Source organism: Halosimplex yunnanense (genome assembly GCF_054504345.1).
Genome location: NZ_JBTJEL010000031.1, coordinates 128,528 through 155,206, shown reverse-complemented (window position 1 = coordinate 155,206; position 26,679 = coordinate 128,528). Strand labels below are relative to the sequence as shown.

General features: G+C 70.0%; 23 protein-coding genes. 15 read left to right on the top strand and 8 right to left on the bottom strand.

What is annotated here, in order from left to right; genetic code table 11:
• Positions 1-286: 286 nt before the first annotated feature.
• From AB2U09_RS06520 to AB2U09_RS06485, 8 genes are all read left to right on the top strand, one after another.
• The gene (locus AB2U09_RS06520) at positions 287-886 is read left to right on the top strand and encodes an AsnC family transcriptional regulator (protein ID WP_459191893.1); all 600 of its coding nucleotides are present in this window, start codon (positions 287-289) and stop codon (positions 884-886) included.
• Complete coding sequence (locus AB2U09_RS06515; RefSeq protein WP_459191892.1) at positions 883-1,914, top strand: ion channel; 1,032 nt, start codon at positions 883-885, stop codon at positions 1,912-1,914. The genes AB2U09_RS06520 and AB2U09_RS06515 overlap by 4 nt, the downstream gene beginning before the upstream one ends.
• A 267-nt stretch (positions 1,915-2,181) precedes the next feature.
• A complete protein-coding gene (locus tag AB2U09_RS06510; protein WP_459191891.1) occupies positions 2,182-4,467 on the top strand; it encodes a copper-translocating P-type ATPase in 2,286 nt (761 codons plus the stop codon).
• 83 nt (positions 4,468-4,550) lie between these two features.
• Complete coding sequence (locus AB2U09_RS06505; RefSeq protein WP_459191890.1) at positions 4,551-5,570, top strand: DUF4129 domain-containing protein; 1,020 nt, start codon at positions 4,551-4,553, stop codon at positions 5,568-5,570.
• The gene (locus AB2U09_RS06500; protein ID WP_459191889.1) at positions 5,567-6,127 is read left to right on the top strand and encodes a DUF7269 family protein; all 561 of its coding nucleotides are present in this window, start codon (positions 5,567-5,569) and stop codon (positions 6,125-6,127) included. The genes AB2U09_RS06505 and AB2U09_RS06500 overlap by 4 nt, the downstream gene beginning before the upstream one ends.
• Positions 6,120-7,640, top strand: coding sequence for a DUF58 domain-containing protein (locus AB2U09_RS06495; RefSeq protein ID WP_459191888.1), 1,521 nt, complete (start codon positions 6,120-6,122; stop codon positions 7,638-7,640). Before AB2U09_RS06500 ends, AB2U09_RS06495 begins: the two co-directional genes overlap by 8 nt.
• A 40-nt stretch (positions 7,641-7,680) precedes the next feature.
• Positions 7,681-8,184, top strand: a complete 504-nt coding sequence (locus AB2U09_RS06490) for a DUF7519 family protein (protein ID WP_459191887.1) — start codon at positions 7,681-7,683, stop codon at positions 8,182-8,184.
• A 109-nt stretch (positions 8,185-8,293) separates the two neighbouring features.
• Positions 8,294-8,794 carry a cupin domain-containing protein gene (locus AB2U09_RS06485; protein ID WP_459191886.1) on the top strand — a complete coding sequence of 167 codons (501 nt, stop codon included), beginning with the start codon at positions 8,294-8,296 and terminating at the stop codon, positions 8,792-8,794.
• 92 nt (positions 8,795-8,886) lie between these two features.
• Here AB2U09_RS06485 and AB2U09_RS06480 read toward each other — a convergent pair whose 3' ends face one another.
• The 7 genes from AB2U09_RS06480 to AB2U09_RS06450 form a co-directional block, all read right to left on the bottom strand.
• Positions 8,887-10,062, bottom strand: coding sequence for an inorganic phosphate transporter (locus tag AB2U09_RS06480; protein ID WP_459191885.1), 1,176 nt, complete (start codon positions 10,060-10,062; stop codon positions 8,887-8,889).
• On the bottom strand, positions 10,062-10,760 hold the full coding sequence (locus tag AB2U09_RS06475) for a hypothetical protein (protein WP_459191884.1): 699 nt from the start codon (positions 10,758-10,760) through the stop codon (positions 10,062-10,064). Before AB2U09_RS06475 ends, AB2U09_RS06480 begins: the two co-directional genes overlap by 1 nt.
• A gap of 231 nt (positions 10,761-10,991) precedes the next feature.
• The gene (locus tag AB2U09_RS06470) at positions 10,992-12,014 is read right to left on the bottom strand and encodes an AI-2E family transporter (RefSeq protein ID WP_459191883.1); all 1,023 of its coding nucleotides are present in this window, start codon (positions 12,012-12,014) and stop codon (positions 10,992-10,994) included.
• 33 nt (positions 12,015-12,047) lie between these two features.
• Positions 12,048-12,353, bottom strand: a complete 306-nt coding sequence (locus tag AB2U09_RS06465; RefSeq protein WP_459191882.1) for a hypothetical protein — start codon at positions 12,351-12,353, stop codon at positions 12,048-12,050.
• Positions 12,354-12,377: 24 nt separating this feature from the next.
• Entirely contained in the window at positions 12,378-13,742 is a 1,365-nt protein-coding gene (locus tag AB2U09_RS06460) for a TIGR00341 family protein (RefSeq protein WP_459191881.1), read from the bottom strand.
• A 133-nt stretch (positions 13,743-13,875) separates the two neighbouring features.
• On the bottom strand, positions 13,876-14,373 hold the full coding sequence (locus AB2U09_RS06455) for a DUF1269 domain-containing protein (RefSeq protein ID WP_459191880.1): 498 nt from the start codon (positions 14,371-14,373) through the stop codon (positions 13,876-13,878).
• Between the two features lie 227 nt (positions 14,374-14,600).
• Positions 14,601-15,197 (bottom strand): HdeD family acid-resistance protein, encoded by a 597-nt coding sequence (locus AB2U09_RS06450; RefSeq protein ID WP_459191879.1) that lies wholly within the window; start codon positions 15,195-15,197, stop codon positions 14,601-14,603.
• Between the two features lie 472 nt (positions 15,198-15,669).
• Between AB2U09_RS06450 and AB2U09_RS06445 the strand changes: the two genes are divergently transcribed.
• The 6 genes from AB2U09_RS06445 (at position 15,670) to AB2U09_RS06420 (ending at position 24,846) form a co-directional block, all read left to right on the top strand.
• A complete protein-coding gene (locus tag AB2U09_RS06445; protein WP_459191878.1) occupies positions 15,670-16,998 on the top strand; it encodes a metallophosphoesterase in 1,329 nt (442 codons plus the stop codon).
• Between the two features lie 173 nt (positions 16,999-17,171).
• Complete coding sequence (locus tag AB2U09_RS06440; RefSeq protein ID WP_459191877.1) at positions 17,172-19,184, top strand: hydantoinase/oxoprolinase family protein; 2,013 nt, start codon at positions 17,172-17,174, stop codon at positions 19,182-19,184.
• A gap of 409 nt (positions 19,185-19,593) precedes the next feature.
• Positions 19,594-21,210, top strand: coding sequence for a hydantoinase B/oxoprolinase family protein (locus AB2U09_RS06435; RefSeq protein ID WP_459191876.1), 1,617 nt, complete (start codon positions 19,594-19,596; stop codon positions 21,208-21,210).
• A gap of 26 nt (positions 21,211-21,236) precedes the next feature.
• Positions 21,237-22,253, top strand: coding sequence for a DUF4129 domain-containing protein (locus tag AB2U09_RS06430; protein ID WP_459191875.1), 1,017 nt, complete (start codon positions 21,237-21,239; stop codon positions 22,251-22,253).
• Positions 22,250-24,358 (top strand): DUF58 domain-containing protein, encoded by a 2,109-nt coding sequence (locus tag AB2U09_RS06425; protein ID WP_459191874.1) that lies wholly within the window; start codon positions 22,250-22,252, stop codon positions 24,356-24,358. Before AB2U09_RS06430 ends, AB2U09_RS06425 begins: the two co-directional genes overlap by 4 nt.
• On the top strand, positions 24,355-24,846 hold the full coding sequence (locus tag AB2U09_RS06420) for a DUF7519 family protein (RefSeq protein WP_459191873.1): 492 nt from the start codon (positions 24,355-24,357) through the stop codon (positions 24,844-24,846). The genes AB2U09_RS06425 and AB2U09_RS06420 overlap by 4 nt, the downstream gene beginning before the upstream one ends.
• Positions 24,847-24,886: 40 nt before the next feature.
• Here AB2U09_RS06420 and AB2U09_RS06415 read toward each other — a convergent pair whose 3' ends face one another.
• Positions 24,887-26,203 carry a BNR-4 repeat-containing protein gene (locus AB2U09_RS06415; protein WP_459191872.1) on the bottom strand — a complete coding sequence of 439 codons (1,317 nt, stop codon included), beginning with the start codon at positions 26,201-26,203 and terminating at the stop codon, positions 24,887-24,889.
• Positions 26,204-26,320: 117 nt separating this feature from the next.
• On the opposite strand from AB2U09_RS06415, the gene AB2U09_RS06410 reads away from it, so the two are divergent.
• A complete protein-coding gene (locus tag AB2U09_RS06410; RefSeq protein WP_459191871.1) occupies positions 26,321-26,620 on the top strand; it encodes a hypothetical protein in 300 nt (99 codons plus the stop codon).
• Positions 26,621-26,679 lie beyond the last annotated feature (59 nt).

Sequence of the window (26,679 nt, the reverse complement as noted above, 5' to 3'; positions counted from 1 at the left end):
GCCTCAGCCGCCCGGTGCCGCGCGTCGACCGGTCGCAGTGCGCCTCGCGTTCCACTCGGATTCGGCCCGTCTGTACTCGTCGTTCGGGGAATCGACCCGACCGGACGTCGCTGACAAGCCCATGCACGACTAGAGGAGTGGGAAATTTTTGTCCGTTTTCGCTATCGGACCGTGGCTGTCGGGCGCTCGCGTCTCGCCAGTCCACGGGGTCGCTTAAAAGGCGACTTTGGGACCCCTGCCTGTGCCGGTCGAAGATTCGAGGAGCTGAAAACGGTAGTAGAGGGCGATGGTCGAACTCGACGACACAGACGTCCGTATCCTGGGTCACCTCCTCGACGACGCGCGGCGCTCGTACACGGACATCGGCGAGGCGGTCGGACTCTCGGGGCCGACCGTCTCCAATCGCGTGAGTCGGCTCGAAGACCTCGGCGTCATCCGCGGGTTCACCGTCGACGTCGACCGCTCGATGCTCCGGACGGGCGACGAGGTACTCATCGAGATCGAGACCCGCCCCGGCGAGGCCGACGCCGTCGTCGACGCCCTCTCCGGCGTCGAGGCGGTCGAGTGTATCCTCCAGTCGTTCGAACCTCGCGTCACGGTCCACGCGTTCATGAACGACCGGGAACTCGAGCGGCTCTTCTCGGAGACGCTCGACGACGACCGCCTCGCCAGCTACGAGATCCGGAAGATCGCTCATTCGACGCACAACCCCCGGATCGACCAGGCCGACCTCGCGATCGAGTGCGTCCAGTGCGGGAAGTCGATCACGGGCGATGGGATCGCCGTGACGGTCGAAGAGCGCGAGTACTACCTCTGTTGTACGTCCTGCGAGTCGATGTTCAGGGAGGAGTACGAGTCGCTACGGACCGCGGCCGACGTGGAATGAACCTCGGGCCCCTCGTTCTCGGCGCGCTCGCGCTCGCCGTGGTCGTCGTCGACCTCCTGTGGACGACGCTGTGGGTGGAGGGCGGCGCCGGCCCGCTCACGACGCGATCGATGGGGTGGACGTGGCGCGCGCTCCGACGGGTCGCCAGCGGCCGCCCGCGGGCGCTCTCGCTGGCGGGCCCGCTGATTCTCGCCGGCAGTCTCACGCTGTGGATCGCGCTGCTCTGGGGCGGGTGGACGCTCCTCTTTGCCGGCGCCGAGGACGTCCTCGTCGACACCCGCGGCGCGGGCCCGATATCCTGGACCGAACGCTTCTACTTCGTCGGGTATTCGGTGTTCACGATGGGGAACGGCGATTTCACTCCGCGTGACGGCGTCCCGCAGATCGCGACGGCTCTCATGACCGCCAGTGGCATGCTGTTCGTCACGCTCAGCGTCACGTACGTCCTCTCCGTTCTCGGGGCAGTCACGCAGAAGCGGTCGTTCGCGAGCGGGGTGAGCGGGCTCGGCGAGCGGGGCAGCGCCGTCCTCCGGACGAGCTGGGACCGTGACGACGAGGAGTTCCTGGGGTTGGAGGTCCCCCTGGATACGCTCGCGACGCAGCTGAACACGCTCGCGTCTAACCACAAGGCGTATCCGATCCTCCACTACTTCTACGCAACCCAGCCCGGACAGGCGGCGACCAGGAGCGTCGTGATCCTCGACGAGACGCTCACTCTCCTCGGGCGGGGCGTTTCGCCCGCGGCCCGACCCGGTGGGATCTCCGTCACCGCCGCCCGATCGAGCGTCGAGGGCTATCTCGACACGGTCGGCGACGCGTTCGTCGATCCGGCGGACGACGTTCCGCCCCCGCCCGGCATCGAGTCGCTTCGCGAGGCCGGGATCCCGACCGTCTCCGACGAGACGTTCGCCCGCGAGCTATCGCGGTTCGACGACCGGCGGCGGACCCTGCTCGGCCTCGTCGAGTCCGACGCCCGGCAGTGGCCTGCGGACGACGCCGAGTCGACGTCTGCATCGACTCCTGAGTGACGACCTTTCGGTTCGATAGCAGTGGCGTCGAGTGGGATTCGCATCGAATCTCTCGGGCGCCGGTCGGGTTCGAATCTGAACGGGAAACGCAATCAATCTGGCGCGTGTATGTCACGGTAGCACGGTGAACAGCCCGACCCCGGGACCGATCGGAGTGAGGAGTGTACCGCCGTCGGACAATCGCGACGAGGTTGTGCGCGTCCGGTCCGCAGACTGGAGCGGCGAGCGCACGCCGGGAGGGACGGCCCTGCACACCTGACAGTAGCTATGGACGACCACGAGAGACCACAGCCGAACGGAGATTCGCCCGACGAACACGGCGAGTACGGCGACCGGGGAGGCGGCGGAAACAGCGGCGACGAGACTCCCATCGACCGGGAGGGCCGGCGCACCGAACAGTCGATGCTCGCGGACGAGGCCGACGCCGACGAGGCCGAAGCGGCCGTCCGCAACCAGTCTGAGCACGGCACGCATCACGGAGAGGGAGGACACGGCGGCCACGGCGCTCCCGGTGGCCACGGTGGCGACCACGGCGGGATGCACGCCGGCCACGAGACGATGTTCCGGCGGCGCTTTTTCGTCTCGACGCTGCTGTCGATCCCGGTGTTGCTGTACAGCGATGCGCTCCAGTCGTGGCTCGGGTTCCCGGCGCCGCCGTCGTTCCCCGGCAGCGAGTGGATCAACCCGGTCTTCGCGGTCGTGGTCTTCGCCTACGGGGGCCTCCCGTTCCTGCGGATGGCCGCGCCCGAGCTGCGCGAGCGGTCGCCGGGGATGATGACGCTCATCTCGATGGCCATCACGGTCGCGTTCGTCTACAGCGTCGCGGGCGTCGTCTTCCCGACGACCTCCGCCTTCTTCTGGGAACTCGTGACGCTGATCGACATCATGCTGCTTGGCCACTGGATCGAGATGCGGTCGGTCCGGCGCGCCTCCAGCGCGCTCGACGAACTGGCGAAGCTGATGCCCGACACGGCCGAGCGGATCACCGAGAGCGGCGAGACGGAGGAGGTGCCCGTCGACGACCTCTCGGAGGGCGACCTCGTGCTCGTTCGACCGGGCGCGAGCGTGCCCGCCGACGGCGTCGTCGCCGAGGGGGACTCCGACGTGAACGAGTCGATGATCACTGGCGAGTCGAAACCGGTCTCGAAGGAGCCCGGCGACGAGGTCATCGGCGGGACGGTCAACGGCGACGGGAGCCTGCGCGTCCGGATCGACGCGACTGGCGAGGAGACGACGCTGGCCGGGATCATGCGCCTCGTCGAGGAGGCCCAGTCGAGCCAGTCGCGGACGCAGGTGCTGGCCGATCGGGCGGCCGGCTGGCTGTTCTACGTCGCTCTCGGTGCTGCCCTCGTCACCGCGGTCGCGTGGACGGTCGCCACCTCGTTCGGCGCCGGGGTGATCGAACGGGTCGTCACCGTTCTCGTGATCGCCTGTCCGCACGCGCTCGGGCTGGCCATCCCGCTCGTCGTCGCGATCAACACGTCGCTGGCGGCGCGCAACGGAATGTTAGTTCGCGACCGCATCGCGATGGAGGACGCGCGGAACCTCGACGCGATCGTCTTCGACAAGACCGGGACGCTCACCGAAGGGGAACACGGCGTCGTCGGCGCGGCGACGGTCGACGGCGTCGGCGAGGACGAAGCGTTCGCCCTCGCCGCGGCGGTCGAGGGCGACTCCGAGCACATGATCGCTCGCGCCATCCGGGAGGCGGCCACCGAGCGCGGCGTCGAGGCACCGGATGCGACGAACTTCGAGGCGCTGAAAGGCCGCGGCGTCCGGGCGACGGTGAGCGGCGACGAGGTGTACGTCGGCGGCCCGAACCTGCTGGACCGACTCGACAGCGAGGTACCCGCACGGCTCTCGTCGTTCGCCGAGGAGGCCGGCGAGGACGCACAGACCGTCGTGTATCTGGTGCGCGAGGGCGACCTGATCGCCGCCTTCGCGATGGCGGACGTGATCCGCGAGGAGAGCTACCGGGTCGTCGACGCGCTCCACGAACGGGGCATCGAGGTGGCGATGCTGACGGGTGACTCCGCTGACGTCGCCGACGCCGTGGCCGCGGAACTGGGGATCGACACCGTCTTCGCCGAGGTGCTGCCCGAGGACAAGGACACGAAAGTGCAGGAACTCCAGGACCAGGGCAAGCTCGTGGCGATGGTCGGCGACGGCGTCAACGACGCGCCGGCGCTCGCCCGGGCGGACGTCGGCATCGCCATCGGGAGCGGCACGGACGTGGCCGTCCAGTCGGCGGACGTCATCCTCGTCCAGAACAATCCGATGGACGTGGTCAGACTCGTCGAGCTGAGCCGGGCGAGCTACCGGAAGATGCAGGAGAACATCGTCTGGGCGGCGGGGTACAACGTCTTCGCCATCCCGCTCGCGGCGGGCGTACTCGCCCCCGTCGGGATCCTCCTCTCGCCAGCGGTGGGCGCGCTTCTCATGTCGCTGAGCACCGTGATCGTCGCGATCAACGCACAGCTTCTGCGCCGGGTCGACCTCTCGATCCCCGCCCTCTCGGGGCCGTCGCCGGCGTCGCCGCGGACGGCGGACTGACGGGACACGGGCCGGAACGCCGATTCTACGGGCGGTACCCATAAGGCTCGCACTCCCGTACCACAGGTGTGGATTCGTCACGTGTGAGTCCGCGGACGGTCGCGCTCGCCCTCCTCTGCGTCGCGGTGATCGCCTTCGCGGCGGCGACGCTGGACTCGACGACGAACCCGAACCCGGAGGTCGGGATGGGGTACACCGGGGTGGACGAGGACCTGGGCGGCGAGCGGACGCCGACCGACGAGCCGTCCGGCGACAGCGAGGACGGACGGAACTCGCCGCTGGATCTCGACACCGACCCGGGGACGCCCTTCCAGCTCTGTCAGGCGTGGCTCCAGCAGCCGCTGGTCCAGCTGCTGCTCGTGCTCGGGCTCGTCGGCGTCTTCGCCGTCGGCCGCTGGCTCGACGACGCGGCGACGGGACTGGCCGCCGTGTTCGTCCTCGGCTATCCCGGTTTCTTTGTCTATCTGCTGTTCACCTCGTGTGGGGCCCAGAATCGCGGCTTCCTCGGGCTCTCCGATCAGGGGCGGCCGGCCTCGGAGGGCGGCGGGCTGATGGGCGGGGCGAGCACTGTCGCGCCGCCGAGCCTGTCGACGAAGCTCCTCTTTCTGCTGGTCGTCGGGACGCTCGTCGCCGTCGCGGCGCTCGTGCTGACCGGCAATCACGACCAGACCGAGCGTGAGACGGTCGAGGCGGACGAGGAGGACCCTGAACCCGAACCCGCGACGGACGTCGGCGCCATCGGCGCGGCGGCGGGCCGGGCGGCCGACCGGATCGAGGCGACCGACGAGTTCGAGAACGAGGTCTACCGGGCGTGGGCGGCGATGACCGACCACCTCGCGGTCGACCACCCCGAGTCGAGCACGCCGGCGGAGTTCGCGACCGCGGCGACGGTCGCGGGGATGGACCCCGACGACGTGGCGCGGCTGACGGAACTGTTCGAGGAGGTCCGCTACGGCGGCGAGGCGCCGACGGCCGAGCGCGAGGAGACCGCCGTCGAGACGCTCCGGCGGATCGAGGAGACGTATGCTGCCGAGAGTGCGGGCGCTGGCGGGGACGACGCCGACGAGCGAACCGACACCGATGCGGGTGGGATCGGATCGTGAGCGGACGTATCACCGCGGCGCTGGGCGCGCTCCTCGCTGTCGTCGGATTAGTGGCCATCGCCGTGCCGAGCGTCACGACGCCGCTGCCGGCCTCCGAGGGGATCGTCGTGGCGGTCGGCGCGGTGCTCGTGCTGGGCGCGCTCGGCCAGATCCAGCGGCGGCGGACCACCGAACCCGAGTACGCGGAGACGCCGGACGCGGAGCTCGCGGTCGACCTGCCCACGCCGGGCGACGGGCTCGACCGGCGGCTGGACCGGCTGGCGCTGACGCGGTTCAACGAGGGCCAGCGCCACCGGTTGCGCGAGGAAGTCGGCGAGGTTGCGGTGGCGACTATCCAGCGCCGCGAGCGCTGTTCCGCCGAGGAGGCCGAGCAGGCGCTCCGCGAAGGGACGTGGACAGACGACCCGTTCGCCGCGGCGTTTTTCACCGGTCGCCCGCCCGAGACGAGCACGACCAACCGACTTCGCGAACTGCTCGACCGGGAGTCGCCGTTCAAGCGCCGCGCGATCCGCGCTATCGGTGAAATCGAACGGCTGCTGGAGGCCGAGGATGACTGACGGGGGGTCGGAGCGACCCGACGGCGGGGCGGCCGTCGAGTCGTCGCCCGCCGCGGAGGACGCGACCGGTGGCGACGGCGTCGAGTCGGGACGCGCCGGAGCGGCGACGACCGAAGCGACGCGGTCGGCGGCAGTCGACCCTGTCGAGGGCCGGTCGACTCCGACCAACGAAAGAACGACTCCGGCAGACGACCGATCGGAGACGGCCACCAACGGACCCACGGGGACGACGGTCCGGTCGTCGACGCTGCGCTCGACGAATCACTGGGTCGGGTTCGCGACGCTGTCGTTTCTCTCGGCGGGGCTCGGCGTAGCGTTCAGTTCGCGGCCGCTCCTGCTCGCGGCGGTCGTGGGCGTCGGCTATCTCGCGTACGCGAACGCGACCGACGCGCCGGAGCCGCAGCTGGCCGTCGAACGGCGACTGTCGACCGAGCGGCCGGAACCGGGCGACAGCGTTGACGTGACGGTCGTGGTCGAGAACGTCGGCGATGCCGTCCTGCCGGACCTGCGGGTCGTCGAGCAGGTTCCGGAGGCGCTCGCGGTCACCGACGGGCCGGCGCGGGCGGCGACCACGCTTCGGCCGGGCGCGCGGATGACCTTCTCGTACACGGTGCTCGCGCGGCGGGGCGCCTACCGCTTCGACGGCCTGACCGCCATCGCGCGCAACGCGAGCGGCAGTCGCGAGCGCGAACTCGACCTCGGGACCGAGCCGGCGTCGATCACCTGCTTGGCGCCCGACGACGCGACGGCGACGGTTCCGCTCCGGGGACTCACGTCGCCGTACACCGGGCGCGTCTCGACGGACGCCTCCGGCGAGGGCGTCGAGTTCGCCTCGCTGCGGGAGTACCAGCACGGCGACTCGCTGAGCCGCATCGACTGGAACACCTACGCCCGCGACGGGCGGCTGGCGACGATGGAGTTCCGCGAGGAGCGCATGGCGACGGTCGTGGTCGTCCTCGACCTGCGGCGGCCGGCGTACCTGCAGGCCGGCGACGACGGCCTGCACGCCGTCGACCGCGGCATCGACGCGACGCGTCGGATCTTCAACTCGCTGCTGGACACGGGCGACCGCGTCGGGCTGGCGGCGTTCGCGACCGACACCGTCTGGCTGGCGCCGGGCGCGGGGTCGACCCACCAGGCCCGCGCCCGCGAGCTGCTTTCGACGCATCCGGCGCTGTCGCCGACGCCGCCCGAGGGGCGAGTGTACGTCCGGTGGCAACTCCGGCGCCTCCAGCAGCGCCTCGACGACGACGCACAGGTGGTGTTCGTCTCGCCGATGCCTGACAATACGAGCGCTCGCATCGCCCGCTCGCTGCAGGTGCGCGGTCATCCGGTGACGGTCGTCTCTCCGGACCCGACGCTGCGGGACACGCCGGGGCGGACCCTCGCGGCCGTCGAGCGGTCGAATCGGCTGAACGACCTGCGCGGGAGCGGCGTCCGCGTCGTCGACTGGGACGCCGACGAGCGACTGGCGGAAGCGCTCGAACGGGCACGCAGGCGGTGGTCGGTGTGACTCGCGGCCGGTGGCACCCGCATATCGAGCGGTGGTCGCCGTGAGCGGCACCGAGATCACGCGCCGACCGGGTCGGCACTCGCTCGTCGTCTCCGGCGCGGCGGGCTCGACGGCGACGGCGGCGGGGCTTCCGGGCAGCGTGACCGGTGCGGTGGTCACCGCGCTCGGCACGCTCGTCTTGCTCGCGGGCGTGCAGCAGGCGAGCCACCGCGCAGTCGACGCGGGCGGGTTGATCGCGTTCCTCGGCGTCGTCCTCGGCGCGCTGAGCGGTGGAGCGGCGCCGGCCGTCCTCGTTGCGACGGCGGCGACCGTCGTCGCCTGGGACGCGGGCGGCAACGCCGTCTCGCTCGGCCGGCAACTCGGCGCCGAGGCCGACACCTCCCGCGCGGAGACGTTCCACGCGCTCGTCGGCGCGCTCGTCGGGCTGACCGCGGCGGGGATCGGCCTCGTCCTCTTCGAGGTGGGACCGACCCGCCAGCCGGTCACGACGCTGTTCGTCCTCCTGCTCGCCGCGACGCTGCTCGTCGTCGCGCTGAACCGGTGAGGCGAGTGTCGGGACCGTTCGGTCGAACCGTTTCCCGTGACACTGTGGCACGGTACGCCCGACGTTTATCACCCCGAAGTTCGAACGACTGACAGGTGAGTTCGCCGAGATGACGGGTCCGTCCGATCGCGAGAAGTACGACGTACAGGTCGGTGTGGGGGGAAACCTCGGTGCGAAACTCCGGGTCGCGCCCGACGAGGGCGAGAACGAGGTGGCGGTCGTCGAGCACACGCACCCGCCGGGACGACTCGCTGCGCCGCTCCATCGCCACAGCGGTGAGGACGAGATATCGTACATCCTCGAAGGGGAGATGGGCGTCCAGGAGGGAGAGACGGTCTCGACCGTCGAGGCCGGGTCGTTCGCGACCAAGGGCCGCGGCGTCTGGCACACCTTCTGGAACCCCGGACCGGAGCCGCTTCGCTTCCTGGAGATAATCACGCCGGGCGAGTTCGCGTGGTACTTCGGCGAGGCGGCCGAGATACTGCCCGATGACGGCGAGCCCGACGAAGAAGCCGCGCGAGAACTGGCGGCGCTTCACGACCGGTACGACTTCGAGATAGCCCCCGAGAGCGTCCCGCGACTGCTCGAACGGCACGGACTCGAGGGCTGACCGCGGCGGATCTGGTTCGTCCCCTTCGAAACGGGGCCGACCCGCCAGCCGGTCTACCCTGTACTCGAAGCCCCTCCCGGAAGGAACACCGCTCAGACGCCGGGAATCGGGACGAACCGGAAGGTGAGGTAGGCGCCGACTGTCGCGATGGCCGGGACGACGTTCTGCATCAGGACGACGCGAGCGGTCGTCGTGGGGTTGAACAGGTCGCCCGCGCTGGGAATGTCTTCAGGGTCTTCCTCCCCGATGGGAGGTAACTCCTCGCCCGCTTCGTCCGTCGCCAGCGCACCGACACTGACCGGCGGGGCGTCCTCGGAGACCGCCTCGGGGACGGTCACCGGTCTGGTCGCTCGGCCCCAGCCGAGCCCGACGATGCTCACCGTCGCGATGATGACGAAACTCGCGGGGATGCCCAGCGCCGAGAGGAAGACGACGAGCGTGGAACTGACCGCGGCGACGACGATAGCGGCCGTCAGCGGCAGTTCCGTGATGTCGCTGCCCATCGTCTCCAGCGTCCGCCGGGCGATCGTGAACGCGCCGATGGTGACGGCGATGCCGCCCAGAACGATCGCCGGATCCATCTTCAGTTCGCCGCTGCCGACCAGCGGCGCGACGGCGTTGGCGATGTTCGACGTGCCGGAGCTGAAGGCCATCAGGCAGCCGATCGCGACGACCGTGACCGTCCCGGCCAGTTCACGGCGGTTGGTCGTCCGATGGACGCTCGGGATCGGGATCGCGCCCGAGCGGTCCACGTCCAATAGCGGGCCATCGCTGCGCTCCATCGCGACCACGCGGTTGAGACGCGCGTAGAAGTACCGGCCGATGATAAGCGACACCCAGAAGCCGATGATCGGCGAGACGACCCACCAGGTGACGATCTCGCCCATGACGGCCAGGTCCAGTACCCCGCCGGCGAGAGCCAGTCCGGCGATGGCGCCGACGGCCGTCATCGAGGTCGAGGCCGGCACGCCGAAGACGTTGCCCAGCAGCAGCGCGACGCCGATGAAAAAGAGGACGACGATGGACGATTCGAGCGTGAACACGCCGCTGTCGACCACCAGTTCCGACCCGAGCTTCGTCACGACGTTACGCCCGATGGTCCACGCCCCGAGGAAGAAGAACACGCCCATCAGGGCCGCCGCGGCGGTCTTCGAGATGGCGTCGGCGCCGACGGCCGGGCCGAACGCCGGTCCGGTCGTCGATCCGCCGATGTTGTAGGCGACGAACATCGCGACGAGGACGCCGACGACGAGCAGGAACTCGACCATCAGTCGTCTCCGTCCGTCTCGGCGTCCTCGGGGTTGTCCTTCGCGGTCGCTAACTGTTCTTCTAAGGTTTCCTCGACAGTCTCTTCGACTGTCTCTTCGACGGTTTCGCCGACGGTCTCCTCGACAGTCTCTTCGACCGTGTCGGTGACTTTCTCCTCGACGGTTTCGCCGACGGTCTCTTCGACGGTCTCCTCGACCGTCTCCCCGACTTTCTCCTCGACGGTTTCCTCGACCGCTTCACCGACGGACTCCTCGACGGTCTCTTGGACGGTCTCCTCGACCGTCTCGCCGACTTTCTGTTCGACGGTCTCGTCGACGGTTTCGCCCACCGTCTCTTGGACCGTTTCCCCGACGGTCTCGCCGACCTTCTGTTCGACAGTCTCGTCGACGGTTTCGCCGACGGTCTCCTCGACGGTTTCGCCGACGGTCTCCTCGACTGTCTCTTCGACCGTCTCGCCGACCTTCTGTTCGACGGTTTCGTCGACGGTCTCCTCGACCGTCTCCTTGACCGCGGTGGTCATCCAGTCGGGGTCGAACCGGGCCATCTTCCAGACGACGTGGATCAGGTAGGATATCAGGACGCCGAAGCCGAAGGCCAGCCCGACGGCGTTGTTGACCACCATGATCAGCCCCACCGAGAGCGCGATCAGCAGCCCGTACACCAGGTCGACGATGGAGTCGACGCGACTCGGGTTCACGGTTCACCCGGCCCGTCTCCGAGCGGTGCATTCGCGAGAGCCCGCCGCTGTCCACCCAATTGGAGAGAAAACACGTGTATCTCTACAGAGCGACCATCGGCTCAAGTATTTTGGCACTGACGACCGGCAGCTATCGAACGGTGGCACCGTTCGAGACCGCCGGCGGTCCCCGGGATTCACCGCTGGTGAGAACGAGTGGCGCACCGGCGGGCCGCTCGCGAGCCGCGGCTGTCAGGTGCCGGCCGCGTCGGTCCGATCCGCGGCCAGCAGTTCGACGACCGTCTTCGTCAGCCCCAGGACGACGGGGCCGACGAACAGGCCGAGAAAGCCGAACACTGCGATCCCGCCGAAGATGCCGAGGACGAGCAGCGCCGGGTTGAGTCGCGCTCCCCGCCGCATCGCCAGCGGCCTGACCACGTTGTCCGACCCGCTCACCACGACGGCGCCGTAGACTGCCAGCCCCGCGGCCGCGACCGTCTGCCCCGTGATAGCGAGGTACACTGCCGCAGGGATCCAGACGAACGACGCGCCGATGAGCGGCAGCAGCGACAGCACGAACGTGAGCACTCCCCAGAAGACGATGTTGTCGAAGCCGACGACCACCAGAGCGAGGACCGTCAGGACCGCCTGCAGGGCGGCGACGACGACGTTGCCGACGACGGCCGCCCACAGCAGGTCGTCCGTGCGCCGGACGAGCGCCTCGGTGTCGGCCTCGCTGAGCGGACTCGTCGCCCGGAGCCACGAAAGCAGCGCGTCGCCGTCGCGCAGGAGGTAGAAGAACGTGAACAGGAAGACCACCATGCCGATGGCGGCCGTCGGGAGCAGCCCGAGGAACGCGGCGATCTGCCCGGTGAGGCCGCCGACCACGACCCTGACGACGTCGCCGAACGAACCGTCCGTCATCGAGGGAAGGGTGCCCGTCACGGACCACTGCCGGAGGACGACGGCGAGGCGCTCGGCGTCCGGCAACTCGACGTTGCGGGCCACCGTGATCGCCTGCTCGACGGCGACAGCGATCAACAGCGCCAGCGGCACCACGACGACCGCTGTGGTCGCGACCGTCGTGACGAGCGCGGCGACGGTCGCGTTCAGTCGGCGCGCGATCCGCGCGTTGACGGGGGCGACGAGGTAGGCCAGCAGGCCGCCCAGCACGACCGCCTGAAAGAACGGGGCCACCATCAGGACCGACAGCGCGCCAACGACGAGGGCGAGCGCCAGGAGGAAAGGTCGCGAACCGGTGTCCTCGTCGGTCATCTCGCGGTCACCGTCCGGTCGGTCATTTCGTCGTCACTGCCCGGTTGCTTCGGACGCGGCCGGCTTTGTTATCCCGTGCCATACGAGGTCGCTCTCGGTCCGCTCGGCCTCGCCGGATGTCGGCGCGAGACCGTCCGCGGAACAAGGGAAGCATATCAGTCGGTAACTCCGACAGCGGTCCGGAACCCGGCCGCAGAACAGAGTCGCTACCCCGTAACGATCGCCGACCGTGGCGTCCTCGGTCCCGGCGAAGCCGACGCGTTCGTCCTCGCCGTCGTCGCCGCAGTCGACGACCGAGCGTAGCTGTGTCGTGGCGGAGGCGGAGCCGATACCATGCATATCACCTCGGCGTCCGGTCGACGATCACCCGGCGTCCGGCGCTCGATGCGCGGACCCGAACACCGACCCGTCTCCGGTCGACGGTCCGCGCTCGGGCGACGAGCCCTCGGATAGCTGCTCCTCGACGAAGCCGACGCGGACCACCAGCTCGCGGTCGAACTCCGCGGTCAGCTGGTCGTCCAACCGCTGGGCGAGGTCGGGCGGTACCGTCGCGTCGCGCGGGAGTCCCACCAGCACGTTCACCTGCGGTTGCGTCCCGAGGAGCAGGTCGACGGGCTCGTAGTCGACGCCGACCGAGAGGAGTTCGACGCCCTCGACGTCGGCCTCGTCGAACCGGTGTTCGAGGTCGGTCGTCACCCGCTGTTCGAACGACTGGGTCTGGTAGGTCGTCCAGGTGACGGCGCCGAGGCCCAGCGAGAGGACTGCGATGGCGACGGCGATGACCGCGATGCGGGAGAACACGGACGCGCGGACCCCTTCGAACTGCTCGGCGTCGAGCGGTTTGAACCCCGCGAGGTAGAACAGCACCAGCGCCGAGACGTTGATCGCGAGCAGGTTCACGACGACGAGGACGGTCGCCGCGACCGCGACGGCGGGGAGCCCGAACGCGAGGCCGAGCCCGGCGGTCGCCGCGGGCGGGACGAGCGCGACGGCGATCGCGACGCCCACGAGCGTCGAGCCCGATCCGCGCATGATGCTGAGCGACCCGGCGATCCCCGAACCGAGGGCGAGGAACAGCGACAGGAAGTTCGGGCTCGTCCGCTCGGCGACCTGCGGGATGGTCGTGATGTCGAGTCCGGGTGGGATGAGGATCGTCCGCTGGAGGAGCCACCCCATGAGTGCCGCCGTCAGGACGGCCGCGACGAGTCCGACGGCCTGGAGCGCGACGCCCCGGCGGGCCATCTCGGGCTCGTCGAGGATCGTCCCCACGGACGCCGAGATGGCGGGTCCCATCAGCGGGGCGACGACCATCGCGCCGATGATGGTCGCCGCCGAGTCGAGCAACAGCCCCGTCGTCGCGATGACGGTGCTCAACAGGAGGAAGGCGAAGAAGGTGGAGTTCGCGGGCGCGAGGTCCTGTGCCCGGGCGGACAGCTCCTCGCGGGAGATCCGGAGACCGGGGAACCGCTCGACGAGCGCCGAGAGGCGCTGTGAGACGACCGTCTCGGTCGGCACGACGATCGTATAGGAGTCCTCGCGGATCCCGGCCGCCACGAGTTCCTCCAGCACCGGCTCGACGCCGCTGGGCGGCACCGGAAACTGCACCATCGCCTCGAAGTCGCCGCGGCCGACCTCGTCGAAGACGGCGTAGTCGATACCCTGCTCGTCGAGCGCGTCGAGGACGGGCGTTCGATTCCCCTCCGGGATCAGGACCTGAACGAGTCGCATCGGTGGTGTGGGTTCGTCGGGCCGAACCGGTGCCGTCGGGCGGCCGAACCGAGCGACGGGTGCCGGCAGTTCCGGTGTGATACGCACCGAAGAATCGGCGACGCAGCCGGCCGCGCCGCGGGTGTGGACGGCGTTACCCCGCGACCTCTTCGGCGGCGAACGTCTCGCGGAGCTGCGTCTCGTCGTCGGGCGAGAGGTTCGTCTCGATGATCTCGAATTTCATGTCTTCGGACTCCTCGGCGATGCGCTCCATGTTGGCGTCACGAGCGAGGAGGAACAGCGCCGAGTGGCCCGGCTCGACCGTCTCGCTGACCTCTTTGATGAACGAGTCGTCGATGCCGGTATCCCCGAGCTTCCCGGAGATGGCGCCGCTCGCTGCCCCGATGGCCATCCCGAGCCACGGGGCGAGAAAGAGGAGCCCGATCAGCATGCCCCAGAAGGCGCCACCGAGGGCGCCCGCGCCCACGAGGCTGTGGGCCTGTTTGACCTTCGCGTGGCCATTGTCCTTGCGAACGACCACCGCGGCGTCATCGAGCGTGATAAGCTCCCGACGCTGGAAGTCGTACATCTTCTCGCGCATCCGTTCCGCGCCGTCTTTGGTGTCGAATGCGAGTACTACGAGCGAGCTCATGCGATCGACCGTGTGAGTCGTTCCCGCATAGTAATAAACAGGCCAACGCCGAGAAACATCAACGGAACCGTAATGGTCGGTCGAGTAACACCGAGTTAGTCGGCCTCTCGTCGATGGTCACTGCCGCGGCCATCCGGTGGACGCGACCGACCAAGCACGCGTTCCTGTCGGTACGCTCGCGCTATCGAGACGTGACGGACCGAAAAAACCGCTCGATGGGGGCCCGCTCACCCGCTTCTGGGCTCGCCCATCGCCTCGCCACCGCTCGCGACCCCGCCGTGCCGGCCGACGTAGCCGACGTACACCAGCAGGAGGCCGGTCGACAGCAGGTGGAGTCCGGTCAGGAGCCCGACGGCCCACGCCGCGGTGCTCGGGAAGCCCGCCCAGAGTAGCCCGGCCAGCACCAGCGAGACGGCGCCGCTCGCGACGTACCAGACCCAGTGTGGCTCGGCCCGCCGCTGGACGCCCACTGCGATCTCGATGAGTCCCTCAGCCGCGAAGTACGCGATGAGCAGGAGCGTCACCGTCGTGAGGCCGATCACTGGGTTGGCCAGCAGCGAGATGCCCGCGACCGCGTAGAGGATCGCGAGCGCGACCTGCCAGACCGTCCCGGCCAGCCCGCCGGCCGTGAACGCGTTGACGACGTGCCCGAGCGCGCCGAAGACGAGCAACGCGCCGAGCAGGATCGAGACGGTGACGCCAGTGACGAACGGTGCCGCGACCGCGAACACGCCGAGAACGGTGATCAGGACGCCGACGCCCATCAGGTACCGCCAGTTCCGCTGTGAGTCCGCCGTAACCATCGAGGATGTGTCTGTGCTCATTGTTCCTCGCTAGCACGTAGGATACCCCCCGCGATAACCGTATTCGTGATGCTGTGGTGATATTGTTGCCCGTTCGAACAGTGTTGCCGAGGGTTGAATACGGCTACCTGGGAAGGGACAGCTTTCTCGGCCGCCGGAGTTCGGTGACGGGACGAGGTCGCGGTGCGCTTCGTGGGAGGGGGGCGGCTGGCTGGGCCGGTCGGCGGACTGTGCCGGTCGGTAGGGTGTCGGCGGCTGCACCGGTCGGTGGGGTGTCGGCGGCCGGTGTTCACGCGGTCGGCCACAGATCGGGTTCCAACTGGGAACAACAGGTTTGTCGCGCCCGGCCCTCTCCCGGAACCGAGATGGGACGAGATCCGTCGCCGCCGAGCCCCGCGGGGGTCCGGAGGCGGCCGAGTGCCTCGGTACGACACCGGTCCACCGCCTTCCTCGCGGCCGGCGTCGACTCGGTGGCCGAGCGGGGGAGGGAGGAGTGACGGACGCGTATTACCTCGTCAGCGACCTCCACATCGGCGGCGACGAGCAGTTGCGACACGTCGACTTCCGCGAGGAACTGATCGAGTTCCTCCGGGGGCTCGAGCACAGCGACGAGGACGCGGAGCTGCTGATCAACGGCGACGCGTTCGGGCTGTGGGAGTTCACGGAAGTGGAGGGGCCGGAGAAGTTCGACGCGCTGGTCGCCGATTATCCGGAGCTGTTCGCGCAGTTTCGGGCGACGGGCGAGCGGGTCCCGATCACGCTCATCCCGGGGAACCACGACTACGAGCTCGCCGCCCACGACGAGTACGTCGAGCGCCTGGCCGAGTACAACGTGACGCTCGAGCAGTCGGTGTCGCTCACGCGCGAGGTCAGCGATCACGTCGTTCACGTCGAACACGGGATGCAGGAGGACCCGAACAACCGGATCCCCGACTTCGGGAACCCCTACGCGAACCCGCCCGGGTACTTCGTGAACCGTCAGATCACGAGCAGAGCGGGGCGGCTCTCCGACCGCGGCAAGTACAACTGGCTCAGGGACATCCAGGCGGTGACGCCGATGACGCAAATCCCCGACTGGCTCCTTTCGAACTACTTCTACCGGGAGATGAGCACGTGGCTCCGGTTCGCGGTCGTCCCCTTCCTCCTCCTGTTCAACGCCGGCGTGCTCTCTGTCGGCATCTACGCGCTCGATTTCACGGGCATCTGGACGCTCCCGATGCGAGTCGTCGAGGACGTGCTGGGGCTGTTCGGGCCGGTCGGTCGCCTCGCCGACTTCCTCCTCGCGGCCAACCTCGTGATCGTCAGTCTGCTGCTCGTGATCTCGATCCCGCTGTACGTCTTCTTCAGGGACGTCCGGAAGACCCTCCGGCGGTTCGGACTCGTCCGGGAGGGGTCCGGCGAAGATCCGGTCGAGAAGTACCTCGACCGGGCCAGAGACGTGTTCCGGGAGGACCCCGCAGTGGCCGTGTACGTCTACGGCCACACGCATCGAGCCTCGACGACCGAGGTGGACGACAGGCTCGTCGTCAACACCGGAACGTGGTTGAAACGGCTCCATCGCGTCGACCCCAGCGTCGGCGTCCTCCCTCCAGTGTACTACTCGTCGTTCCGGCTCAACTACTTCCGACTCACGGAGGCCGACGGCGGCGGCGTCCGCGTCGAGTACGAGGTGATCGACAAACCGGACCCGAACGACGAGACGCTGCTCGAACGCCTCGTCACCCGGACGCCGGATCGCCGGACGGCGGTCCCTGACGAGACCGTCGTCGATCCACCGAGTGAACCGGCCGCCACGGGATCACGACCTGAGACGGACGAGTGAGCGGCCGTCGGCCCTCCGTCGGTGACGACGGCGGGCGCCGTCTCAGTGGTACGAGTCGACGACCGCCGGGTGGCCTTCTCGTTCACCGCGTGCGCCTGCCCGCGGTGTGGACGCACGTCCACGCCGGGACGGCGACGGGCCACGTTTATCGGCGCGCCCGCCCACGGTCAGGTATGGACGCGACCGACGCGACAGACCAGGGGATTCGGCTCGGCGTCGACGTCGGCGGGACGTTCACCGACGTGGCGCTGCTGGCCGACGGCGACCTCACGACGGCGAAGGTCCCGACCACCGCGGACCAGAGCCAGGGGGTACTCCGCGGGATCGAGGCCGCCTGCGACGCGGCGGGCGTCGATCCCGCGGCGATCGGTGGGTTCCGCCACGCGACGACCGCCGCGGTCAACGCCGTCCTCGAGGGCGAGGGCGCGCGGACGGCGCTGGTGACGACCGAAGGGTTCCGTGACGCGCTCGAAATCGGGCGGCAGGACCGCCCCGACCTCTACGACCTGTCGGCCGACCGGCCCGACCCGCTCGTCCCGCGCGAGCGACGCTTCGAACTCGACGAACGGGCGACGACCGAGGGGGTCGAGACCCCGGTCGATCCCGAGTCGGTCCGCGAACTCGCCGACGCGCTGGCGGACGAGTGCGAGAGCGTCGCCGTCTCGCTGCTACATGCCTACGCCCACCCCGAGAACGAGCGGCGGGTCGCCGAGATACTCCGGGAGGAACTCGACGTACCGGTCTCGGTCAGCCACGAGGTACTGGCGGAGTTCCGGGAGTACGAGCGGACGGCGACGACAGTCGCCGACGCCTACGTGCGGCCGGTGGTCGACGACTATCTCGCGAGATTGACCGAGCGAGCGGCGGAGATGGACGTCCCCGCGCCGCGGGTGATGCAGTCCAACGGCGGCATCGCCGATACCGAGACCGTCCGCGAGCGCGCGGTCACGACGCTCCTGTCGGGGCCGGCGGCGGGCGTCGTCGGCGCGGCGCGCTTCGAGCGGGCCGACCACGACGGCCTCGTGACCTTCGACATGGGCGGAACCTCCTCGGACGTGAGTCTCGTCCGCGAGGGGAACGTCGAGCGGACGACCGACGCCGAGGTCGGCGGCCACCCCGTCGGCGTCCCGATGGTCGACGTGCACACGGTCGGCGCTGGCGGCGGGTCTATCGCCCGGGTCGACGAAGGTGGTGCGCTCCGTGTGGGACCGCAGTCGGCGGGCGCCGATCCCGGTCCCGTGTGCTACGGCAAGGGCGGCGAGGAGCCGACCGTCACCGACGCGGCGGCCGTGCTGGGGTATCTCGGCGCGGACGCGACGCTCGGCGAGGACCTGCAACTCGGTGTCGACCGCGCGGAGGAAGTGATGGAGGACCTCGCCGACGAGGCGGGGCTTGACACCGTCATCGACGCCGCACAGGGGGTCTACCGCGTGGCGAACGCGACGATGGCGCGGGCCATCCGCGGCGTGACCGTCGAGCGGGGCCACGACCCCCGTTCGTTCGCGCTCGCGGCCTTCGGCGGCGCCGGGCCGATGCACGCCGCGGCGCTGGCGGACGAACTCGGCATCGAGACGGTGCTGGTCCCGCCAGGCAACGGCGTCCTCTCGGCGCTCGGGCTGCTCGCCGCCGACGAGCGCCACGACGCGACCCGGACGTACCGCGGCCCGCTCGACGACTTCGACCCCGAGGCCGTCGAGTCGGTGTTCGACGACCTGACCGCGGAGGCGCTCGCGGCCGCGAGCGACCCGGACGCTGCGACGGTCGAACGCGAAGTCGAGTGCCGCTACGAGGGACAGAGCTTCGAACTCGCGGTGGACGCCCCCGACCCGTTCGACGCGGCGACCGTCCGCGAGCGGTTCCACGACGAACACGAGCGCGCCCGGGGCTACCGCATGGACGAACCGGTCGACCTGATCACCTGCCGCGCGACCGCGACCGTCTCAGGAGACTCACCGGAGATCGACTACGACCCCGAAGGCGATCCGTTGCTGGAGAAGCGCGACGTGTTCTTCCCGTCGGGGTTCTACCGCGCGCCGGTGTACGACCGCGCCAGAGTCCCCGTCGACGTGAACGTGGACGGCCCGGCTATCTTCGCCGGCGGCGAGAGCACCGTGGTCGTCCCTCCGTCGTGGTCGGCCCACGCCGACGCCGACGGGACGCTCGTGCTGGAGGCGGGCGAGGAATGAGTCGGACAGGGGGACCAAGTCAGATGGCGCGCGCTGTCGAGCGTGTCCGCGCACTGCGCGGGCCGCTCGAAATAGCCGCGCGAGGGATGAGCATCGCAGGCCGACGGCCGAGAAGCGCAATCGGCTGGGGAGGCGTGTGGTGCGGTGCTGTGCTGTCCCGGTCCGTCGTGGGCGGGACTGAAAGGGGCCGCCCGCTCCGGGAACCCGGGCGACGGGTCGCCGAGCACTGCGAGGCGACCGACGGGAGCGCGTCGCGCTCCCGGACCAAGCACCGCAGCCGAGCGAAGCGAGGCGCGGCGCGCAGCGAGCCCCGGGACCGGAGCGGGCGGGGGCTTTCGACGCTCGCAGTCAGCAGTGGATTCCGCCGGACCCGCATTCCCGCTGTACCCACCGAAGGAGGGACCACTCAATGAACCACGCAGACCTCGACCCGGTCGAACTGGAGATACTCAGAAACCAGCTCGAGAGCGTCGCCGAGGAGATGGGGCAGGTACTCGTCCGAAGCGCCTATTCGCCGAACATCACCGAACGGCGCGACTGCTCGACGGCGCTGTTCGACGCCGACGGGCGGATGGTCGCACAGGCGGAACACATCCCGGTCCACCTCGGCGCGATGCCCGAGGCGGTCGACGCGGTACTCGACCGCGACCCGCGACCGGGCGACGTGTTCGTCCTCAACGACCCGTTCGCCGGCGGGACGCACCTGCCCGATATCACGCTCGTCTCGCCCATCGCGCCGGAGGCGGCCGAAACCGGCGACGAGGACGGTTCTATCCTCGGCTACGCGGTCTCCCGAGCCCACCACGCCGACGTGGGTGGGATGGCGCCGGGGAGTATGCCCGCAGGCGCTCGCGACGTTCAGCAGGAAGGCCTGCGGATTCCGCCGACGAAACTCGTCGACGGCGGTGAAATCGACGAGGAGGTCGAGTCGCTGCTGCTGGCGAACGTCCGGAATCCAGACGAGCGGCGGGCGGACCTGCGCGCTCAGATCGGTGCGAACGAGCGCGCCGAAGATCGAATCGCAGCCCTGATCGACGACCACGGCGACCGCCTGCTCGCCGCGTTCGATGCGGTGATCGACTACTCCCGCGAGCGCGTCACGGCGGAACTGGAAGCCCTTCCGGACGGCACCTACAACGCGGCCGACGCGATGGAGGGCGACGGCGTCACCGACGAGGACATCCCGATCGAAGTCACCGTCACGGTGGACGGTGCGACGGTCGACGTCGACTTCGCGGGCACGGCCGAACAGGTCGCCGGCAACGTCAACGCGCCGCTCACCGTCGCGAAAAGTGCTGTATACTTCGTGATCAGGTGTATAACCGATCCCGAGATACCGCCGAATCACGGCTGTTACGAGCCGGTAACGGTCAGTGCGCCCGAAGGATCGCTGCTCGACCCCGAGCCGCCGGCGGCGGTGGTCGGGGGGAACGTCGAGACGAGCCAGCGGGTGACCGACGTGGTGTTCGCGGCGCTGGCCGACGCGGCGCCCGAGCGCGTCCCCGCGGGCGGACAGGGGACGATGAACAACGTCGTCGTCGGCGACGCCGGGTTCGCCTACTACGAGACGGTCGGCGGCGGCGCGGGCGCCAACCCCGACGGCGACGGGCTCTCGGGCGTGCAGGTCGGGATGACGAACACGCTCAACACGCCCGTCGAGGCGCTCGAAGCGGCGTATCCGCTCCGTGTCGAGCGTTACGCGATTCGTGAGGGGAGCGGCGGGGACGGCCGACACCGCGGCGGTGACGGCCTCGTCCGGTCGCTGCGCGTGGAAACGGACGCGACGGTGTCGCTGCTGACCGAGCGCCGGCGGCGCGCGCCCCGCGGAATCGACGGCGGCGAGGAGGGCCAGCCGGGGATCAACCGCATCGACGGCGAGCGAGTCCCGTCGAAGGTGACCCGGGAGGTCGACGCCGGGACGACCGTCACGGTCGAGACGCCGGGCGGGGGCGGTCACGGCGACCCGACCGGCCGTGACCACCCCGCCACAGGGGGAGACGAGGAACCGAACGACGGCAACGATTAAGTTATCGCTGACTGACTGTTCAGTTCATGGCAGACAGAGCGCTGGCGGCGGTAGTGGTTGTCCTCTGCGTGGTCGCGCTCGCGCTCGCGGCCTCGACGCTCGCGACGACGGAGGGCCTCGAGCGCGGGCCGGGCGAGGGATCCGGTCCCGGGTCGAGCGACCAGCCGCGGAGCCCGCCCGTCGACTCCAACCAGACGGGCGGTGAGCCGCTCGGACTGAACGGTGACTGGGTGGAACTCCTGATCGCGGGCTTCGTCCTCCTCGCGCTCCCGGGACTGTTCTTCCTCGGACGGACGCGGCTGCTCGGCGCGCTATTGGGTATCGGCTTTTTCGTCGGCCTGTTCGCCATCATCTACTTCGTCTCGGGCGTCGCCGTCCCGGACCCGATCCAGAACGCCCCGCAGAACCTCTCCGAGGGGCTGCAGGGCGGCGGCGAGATGGGCAGCGCCGACGAGTCGGTCGAACAGCAGAGCCGGGACATGCCGTCGCTGCTCACGTTCGGGGTCATCGGCCTCGCGCTCGCGATGGCTGTCGGACTGGTCTACTACGCCAGCGACAGCGTCGACGCGTCGATCGATCCCGAGCCCAGTGCCGACCCGGAACCGGAGGAGACGCCGGACGTGGCCGAGGCGGCGGGCCGGGCGGCCGACCGCATCGACGACCACGAGGGCAACGCCTCGAACGCCGTCTACGCGGCGTGGGCGGAGATGACGACTGCCCTTCAGGTGCCTGACCCGGCGACGAGCACGCCGGGCGAGTTCGCCGACGCCGCGGTCACTGCCGGGATGGACGAGGGTCGCGTCGACGATCTGACGGACCTCTTCGAGCGCGTCCGGTACGGGCACGAACCCGTCACCGACGACCACGAGCGCCGCGCGGCCGAGACGCTCCGCGCCATCGAAGCCGAGTACGACGGCGTCGATGCGGCGGGCGCGAGCGAGTCCGTCGATGCGACGATCGACACGGACGTCCTCGACGACGGCGAGGCTACCGACGGGCTGGATTCCAGCGACGAGCCCACCGACGGGAGTGATGCGTCGTGAGCCCCGACGACGTGGACCCGGACCCGGGGACCGCAACGGACCAGCGCCTCCAGCGCGGCGACGCGACGGGCGCGGCGATGGACGTGGTCGACGCGGCGGTCTCCGGCGACGTCGACCTGCAGGCGCCGTCGATCCGCGATCATCCGATCAGAGCGGCGGTGGGCCTGCTGGCCGTGATACTCGGGCTCGCGGCGGTCGTCGGGTTCGACGCCGTCCCCGAACTCCCGTTCGACACGACGCTGGTGACGTTCGTCGCCGGGTCGACGCTCGTGCTCGGGGCCGTCATCCTCGTGCGTCGAGTGTTCGCCGACGTGCAGACGGCCGAGACCGCCGACGTGGAGTACCGCCAGTCGGTGGCCGTCCCCGGCACCGAATTCGACTCGTTGCTCCACGACGCCGTCCACGGGATGGGCGGCCAGCGCCTCTCCGCGCGCCAGCGCCTCGTCGAGCGCCTGCGCGACGCGGCGGTGTCGATCTACGCGCAGGCCGAGCGGATCACCGAGGCCGAGGCCCGCGAGCGCATCGCCGACGGGACCTGGACCGACGACCCCGTCGCCGCGGAGTTTCTCACCGGCGAGTCGCGCGTCTCGTCGACCAGCGACCAGGTCCGCACGCTCGTCGGCCGCGGGTCGAAACTCGCCGCCCACGCCGACCGCGTGCTCGTCGAACTCACCGCCCTCGCGCCCGGTCTCTCCGCTGGCGATCTGACCGCAGAGGCTGCCAGCAGCCCGGAGATGGACGGAGATCCGAGCGACGACGGCGAGGACGCCGAAGACGACCGACCGTCGGTCCGCCGGACGGACGCGCCGACGCGCCGGCAGGTCGACCGGCGGACCAACCGCTGGACCGGACTGACGGGCCTGGGGCTGCTCACCGTCGGCGTCGGCATCTGGGCGAGCCAGGCCGACGTGCCGCCCGGACTCGTCGTCGCGACCGCCGTCATCGTGGGCGCCGCCGGCTACGTCTACCTCTCCTCGCCGCCGTCGGTCTCGCTGACGATCGACCGCGAGTTCGAGCCCGCCGACCCCGCGCCCGGCGAGGAGGTGACCGTCAGGGTCAGCGTCACCAACGACGGCGACTCGCTCGTGCCGGACCTGCGCGTGGTCGACGGCGTTCCACCGGCGATCCGGGTGATGGACGGCTCCCCGCGGTTCGCGACCGCGCTCCGCTCCGGGGAGACCGTCTCGTTCTCGTACACGGTCGAGGCGGTCCGCGGCGAGCACGCCTTCGACCCGGTCCACGTCGTCGCTCGCGACTTCAGCGGCGCGCTCGAACGCGAGCGCCACGTCGCGGCGGAGTCCGGTGCAGTCCTCGCGGCGGATCTGGACCTCGCCGCCGACGAGTCGATCCCGGTCCACCCCCACACCGCCCAGCGCGTCGGCCGCGTGGTGACCGACACCGGCGGCAGCGGCGTCGAACTCCACTCGGTCCGCGAGTACCAGCGCGGCGACCCGATGAGCCGCATCGACTGGAACCGCGTCGCCGCCACCGGCGAGTTCGCGACCCTCCTCTTCCGCGAGGAGCACGCCGCGACGGTCGTCGTCATGATCGACGCCCGCAAGCAGGCCTACGCCGCCCCGCGCGTCGACGCGCCCTCCGCCGTCGAACACTCGGTCGCCGCCGCCGACGTGGTCATCTCCTCGCTGATCGGCGCCGGCGACTCGGTGGGACTGGCCGCGCTTTCCCCGGAGTGGTGCTGGCTGGAACCCCGCGGCGGGGCCGGGCAGGGCGCCCGTGCCCGTCGACTGCTGGAGACCCACTCGGCGTTCGACGGCCGCCCGCCCGACGGCGGCTTCTACGGCGAGATCGAGGAACGGCGGCTTCGCCGGGAGCTCCCCAGCGACGCGCAACTGCTGCTGTGCGCGCCGCTGTGCGACGACGAGGCCGTCGTCATCGCCCGCCAGCTCCACGCTCGCGGGTTCCCCGTCACCGTGATCAGCCCGGACGTGACCGCCCGGGAGACCACCGGCCAGCGCCTCGCGGCCGTCGAGCGCGCGATGCGCATCTCCCGCCTGCGCCGCTCGGGCGTGCGCGTCGTCGACTGGAACACCGACCGGCCGCTGGAGACCGCACTCGACGCGGCCCACCGGAGGTGGTCGGCGTGAGCGTCGTCCGCCGGCCCGCGCGCGAGTCCGTCTGGCTCGCCCTCGCGCCCGGCATCGTCGCGGTGCTCGGTCTGACGGTCAACTTCGTCGCCGCGGCCGGGGCGCTCGCGGGCCTCGCGCTCGTCGGGGTCGCGACGGACCGGGCCTCGCGGCTGGGCGTCACGCTCGGCAGCGGCCTCATGTTCGGCGCGCTCCTCTTTGCGGGTGCGCAGGGCGCGCCGCCGGCCATCCTGTTGCTCGTCACCGCCGCCACTGTCGTGACGTGGACGACCGCCCAGCAGGTCGTCGGGCTCGCCGACCACCTCGGCCGCGACGCGCCCGTCCGCAGAGCCGTGCTCGTCCACCTGGGCGGCGCGACGGTCACGACGCTCGCAGCGGGGACGCTCGCGCTCGTCGTCTACCTGTTCGTCTCGACCTCGCTGCCCACGAGCGTCCTCGTCTTCCTGCTCGTCGGGGGCGCGCTGCTGCTCTACGCGCTGGAACCGTAGCGGCGACCGCCCGCCGCGAAAATCTCCTTCTAGATCCGAGCTATCCCTCGTAGCTCGCCCACTCGTCCATCGGCACCGTCTCCCTGCCGTCGGGCGTCTCGATCTCGGCGCACAGCCGCAGCGTCTCCTCGTCGTCGTGGTAGTTGTACGGCGCCCGTGACTGCCCGAACATCCAGACGGCGCGGATCGGCGAGTCGTGTTCCTCGGTCCCGGCGGTCCGCGGTGCGACCGGCCGGAACTGGTTGCTCTCGGTCCCCTCCGCGAGGACGCGCTCGCGCTCGAAGGTCTCGTAGTCGTCGCCGACGCGCCAGCGCTCCACGTCCAGCCCCCGTTGCTTGTTCTCCCGCGACTTCGGCCCCCGCGAGAGGTACAGCACGTCGTCGCCCTGGACGTGGGCGAAGGTGATACCGGGCGCGTACTCCTGCTCGTTCACCGTGTCGTCGCTGTACGTCGCGTAGACGTGGTCGGTCTCGACCACTTCGGTGACCTGCCACGACGAGTCGGCGAACTTCGCGTAGTAGTAGCGCTGGTCGGACTCGTCGCCGTCGGTGAACGACGAGAAGACGATTGCGGGCTCCTCGCCGTCTGTCGCCACGTCCCAGATCCAGCCGCGCTCGCCGCGTTCCTCCGCGTCGAAGAGCTTCGTCATCTCCTCCTCGCGGACGGGGGTCTCGATCGGCGTCCCGTGGCTGTCCCTGAACTGGTCGTCGGCTCCGTCGTAGTAGAAGTGGCGCACGTCGCACTTGCCCAGCGGGGCCGGACGGGGGTGGCGGGAGTAACAGATGTCCAGCCGGTCGTCGCTCTCGGCGACCTTGATGTACCCCGAGTAGTCGTCGCCCTCGATCTCGAACAGGCGCTCGCGCTCGGACCACGTCTCGCCGTCGTCGTCCGACCGGTAGAAGTAGAACGTGCTCGGGCTCCCGTCGTCGGGCCCGTCCCGGTAGAAGTAGAACAGCTCCTCCGGCTCGTTCAGCCGGAACGGCATCGGGTACGTCGACTGGTTGTGGTCGGGGACCTCCCGTTCGTCCCCGAAGCTGTCGATGCTGTCGGGCTCCTCGGAGACGCGGTAGCGGTTCCCGTCGGGGCAGTTGTGCGCAGTGTAGAACAGGGCGATCCGCCCGTCGCGGCGGACGTACACCGCCGGGGAGTTGTGGTCGTCGGGCGCCATCCCGGGGGTCTCGCCGACGCCGCGTTCGACCTCGAAGGTCAGGTCGTCGTGGTCGAATCGGGCGATCCCGACCGACCCGCGGTCGTCGTATTCCGTCCAGCCGACGTACGTAGCGGTCGACGTCGCCACGACGCGCGGTTCCTGAAACCAACACCAGCAGCCGGTGAGTTCCGCTCGACTCGGAGCCATCGATTATTCCGGCTTGCTCACGGCTGTCCATCACTGTTTCGGTCATCGGTCCGAGGTGTCGGCGGGACGCGCCTGAAAGCCGGCAGCCTAAGCGACTGGCTGGCGAACGACCGGGAAATGAGTACACCCGAGGAGAACCTGGAGGTCGCGCTCGACGATTCCCGGGACGCCGAGGCACGGGAAGCGGCGCTCGACGACCTCGAAACCGCGAACGACTGCGACAAGCTCTCGGACGTCGTGCGACGGGACGAAATCGACGACCGGTACCGCGAGCGCGCGCTGAGCAAACTCGCACACCCCCAGTGCAAAGCGACGCTGGAGACGCTCTCGGAGAGCGACGACCTCCCCGAACCCCTCCGGGAACAGGCCGAGGAGTTGCTGGGGGAGACGCCGGGCGATTCCGGCGCCGGCCCCTGACCGCCGACTGGTCACGGACGACCGATGTCCCGCTATCGGCGAGTGATCTGCCAGTCGAA

What these genes read in the sequence shown, in the direction of transcription:
- AB2U09_RS06520 (WP_459191893.1), top strand. Translation starts at nt 287, where the DNA reads ATGGTCGAACTCGACGACACAGACGTCCGTATCCTGGGTCACCTCCTC.
- AB2U09_RS06515 (WP_459191892.1), top strand. Translation starts at nt 883, where the DNA reads ATGAACCTCGGGCCCCTCGTTCTCGGCGCGCTCGCGCTCGCCGTGGTC.
- AB2U09_RS06510 (WP_459191891.1), top strand. Translation starts at nt 2,182, where the DNA reads ATGGACGACCACGAGAGACCACAGCCGAACGGAGATTCGCCCGACGAA.
- AB2U09_RS06495 (WP_459191888.1), top strand. Translation starts at nt 6,120, where the DNA reads ATGACTGACGGGGGGTCGGAGCGACCCGACGGCGGGGCGGCCGTCGAG.
- AB2U09_RS06485 (WP_459191886.1), top strand. Translation starts at nt 8,294, where the DNA reads ATGACGGGTCCGTCCGATCGCGAGAAGTACGACGTACAGGTCGGTGTG.
- AB2U09_RS06480 (WP_459191885.1), bottom strand. Translation starts at nt 10,062, where the DNA reads ATGGTCGAGTTCCTGCTCGTCGTCGGCGTCCTCGTCGCGATGTTCGTC.
- AB2U09_RS06470 (WP_459191883.1), bottom strand. Translation starts at nt 12,014, where the DNA reads ATGACCGACGAGGACACCGGTTCGCGACCTTTCCTCCTGGCGCTCGCC.
- AB2U09_RS06465 (WP_459191882.1), bottom strand. Translation starts at nt 12,353, where the DNA reads ATGCATGGTATCGGCTCCGCCTCCGCCACGACACAGCTACGCTCGGTC.
- AB2U09_RS06460 (WP_459191881.1), bottom strand. Translation starts at nt 13,742, where the DNA reads ATGCGACTCGTTCAGGTCCTGATCCCGGAGGGGAATCGAACGCCCGTC.
- AB2U09_RS06455 (WP_459191880.1), bottom strand. Translation starts at nt 14,373, where the DNA reads ATGAGCTCGCTCGTAGTACTCGCATTCGACACCAAAGACGGCGCGGAA.
- AB2U09_RS06450 (WP_459191879.1), bottom strand. Translation starts at nt 15,197, where the DNA reads ATGAGCACAGACACATCCTCGATGGTTACGGCGGACTCACAGCGGAAC.
- AB2U09_RS06440 (WP_459191877.1), top strand. Translation starts at nt 17,172, where the DNA reads ATGGACGCGACCGACGCGACAGACCAGGGGATTCGGCTCGGCGTCGAC.
- AB2U09_RS06435 (WP_459191876.1), top strand. Translation starts at nt 19,594, where the DNA reads ATGAACCACGCAGACCTCGACCCGGTCGAACTGGAGATACTCAGAAAC.
- AB2U09_RS06430 (WP_459191875.1), top strand. Translation starts at nt 21,237, where the DNA reads ATGGCAGACAGAGCGCTGGCGGCGGTAGTGGTTGTCCTCTGCGTGGTC.
- AB2U09_RS06415 (WP_459191872.1), bottom strand. Translation starts at nt 26,203, where the DNA reads ATGGCTCCGAGTCGAGCGGAACTCACCGGCTGCTGGTGTTGGTTTCAG.
- AB2U09_RS06410 (WP_459191871.1), top strand. Translation starts at nt 26,321, where the DNA reads ATGAGTACACCCGAGGAGAACCTGGAGGTCGCGCTCGACGATTCCCGG.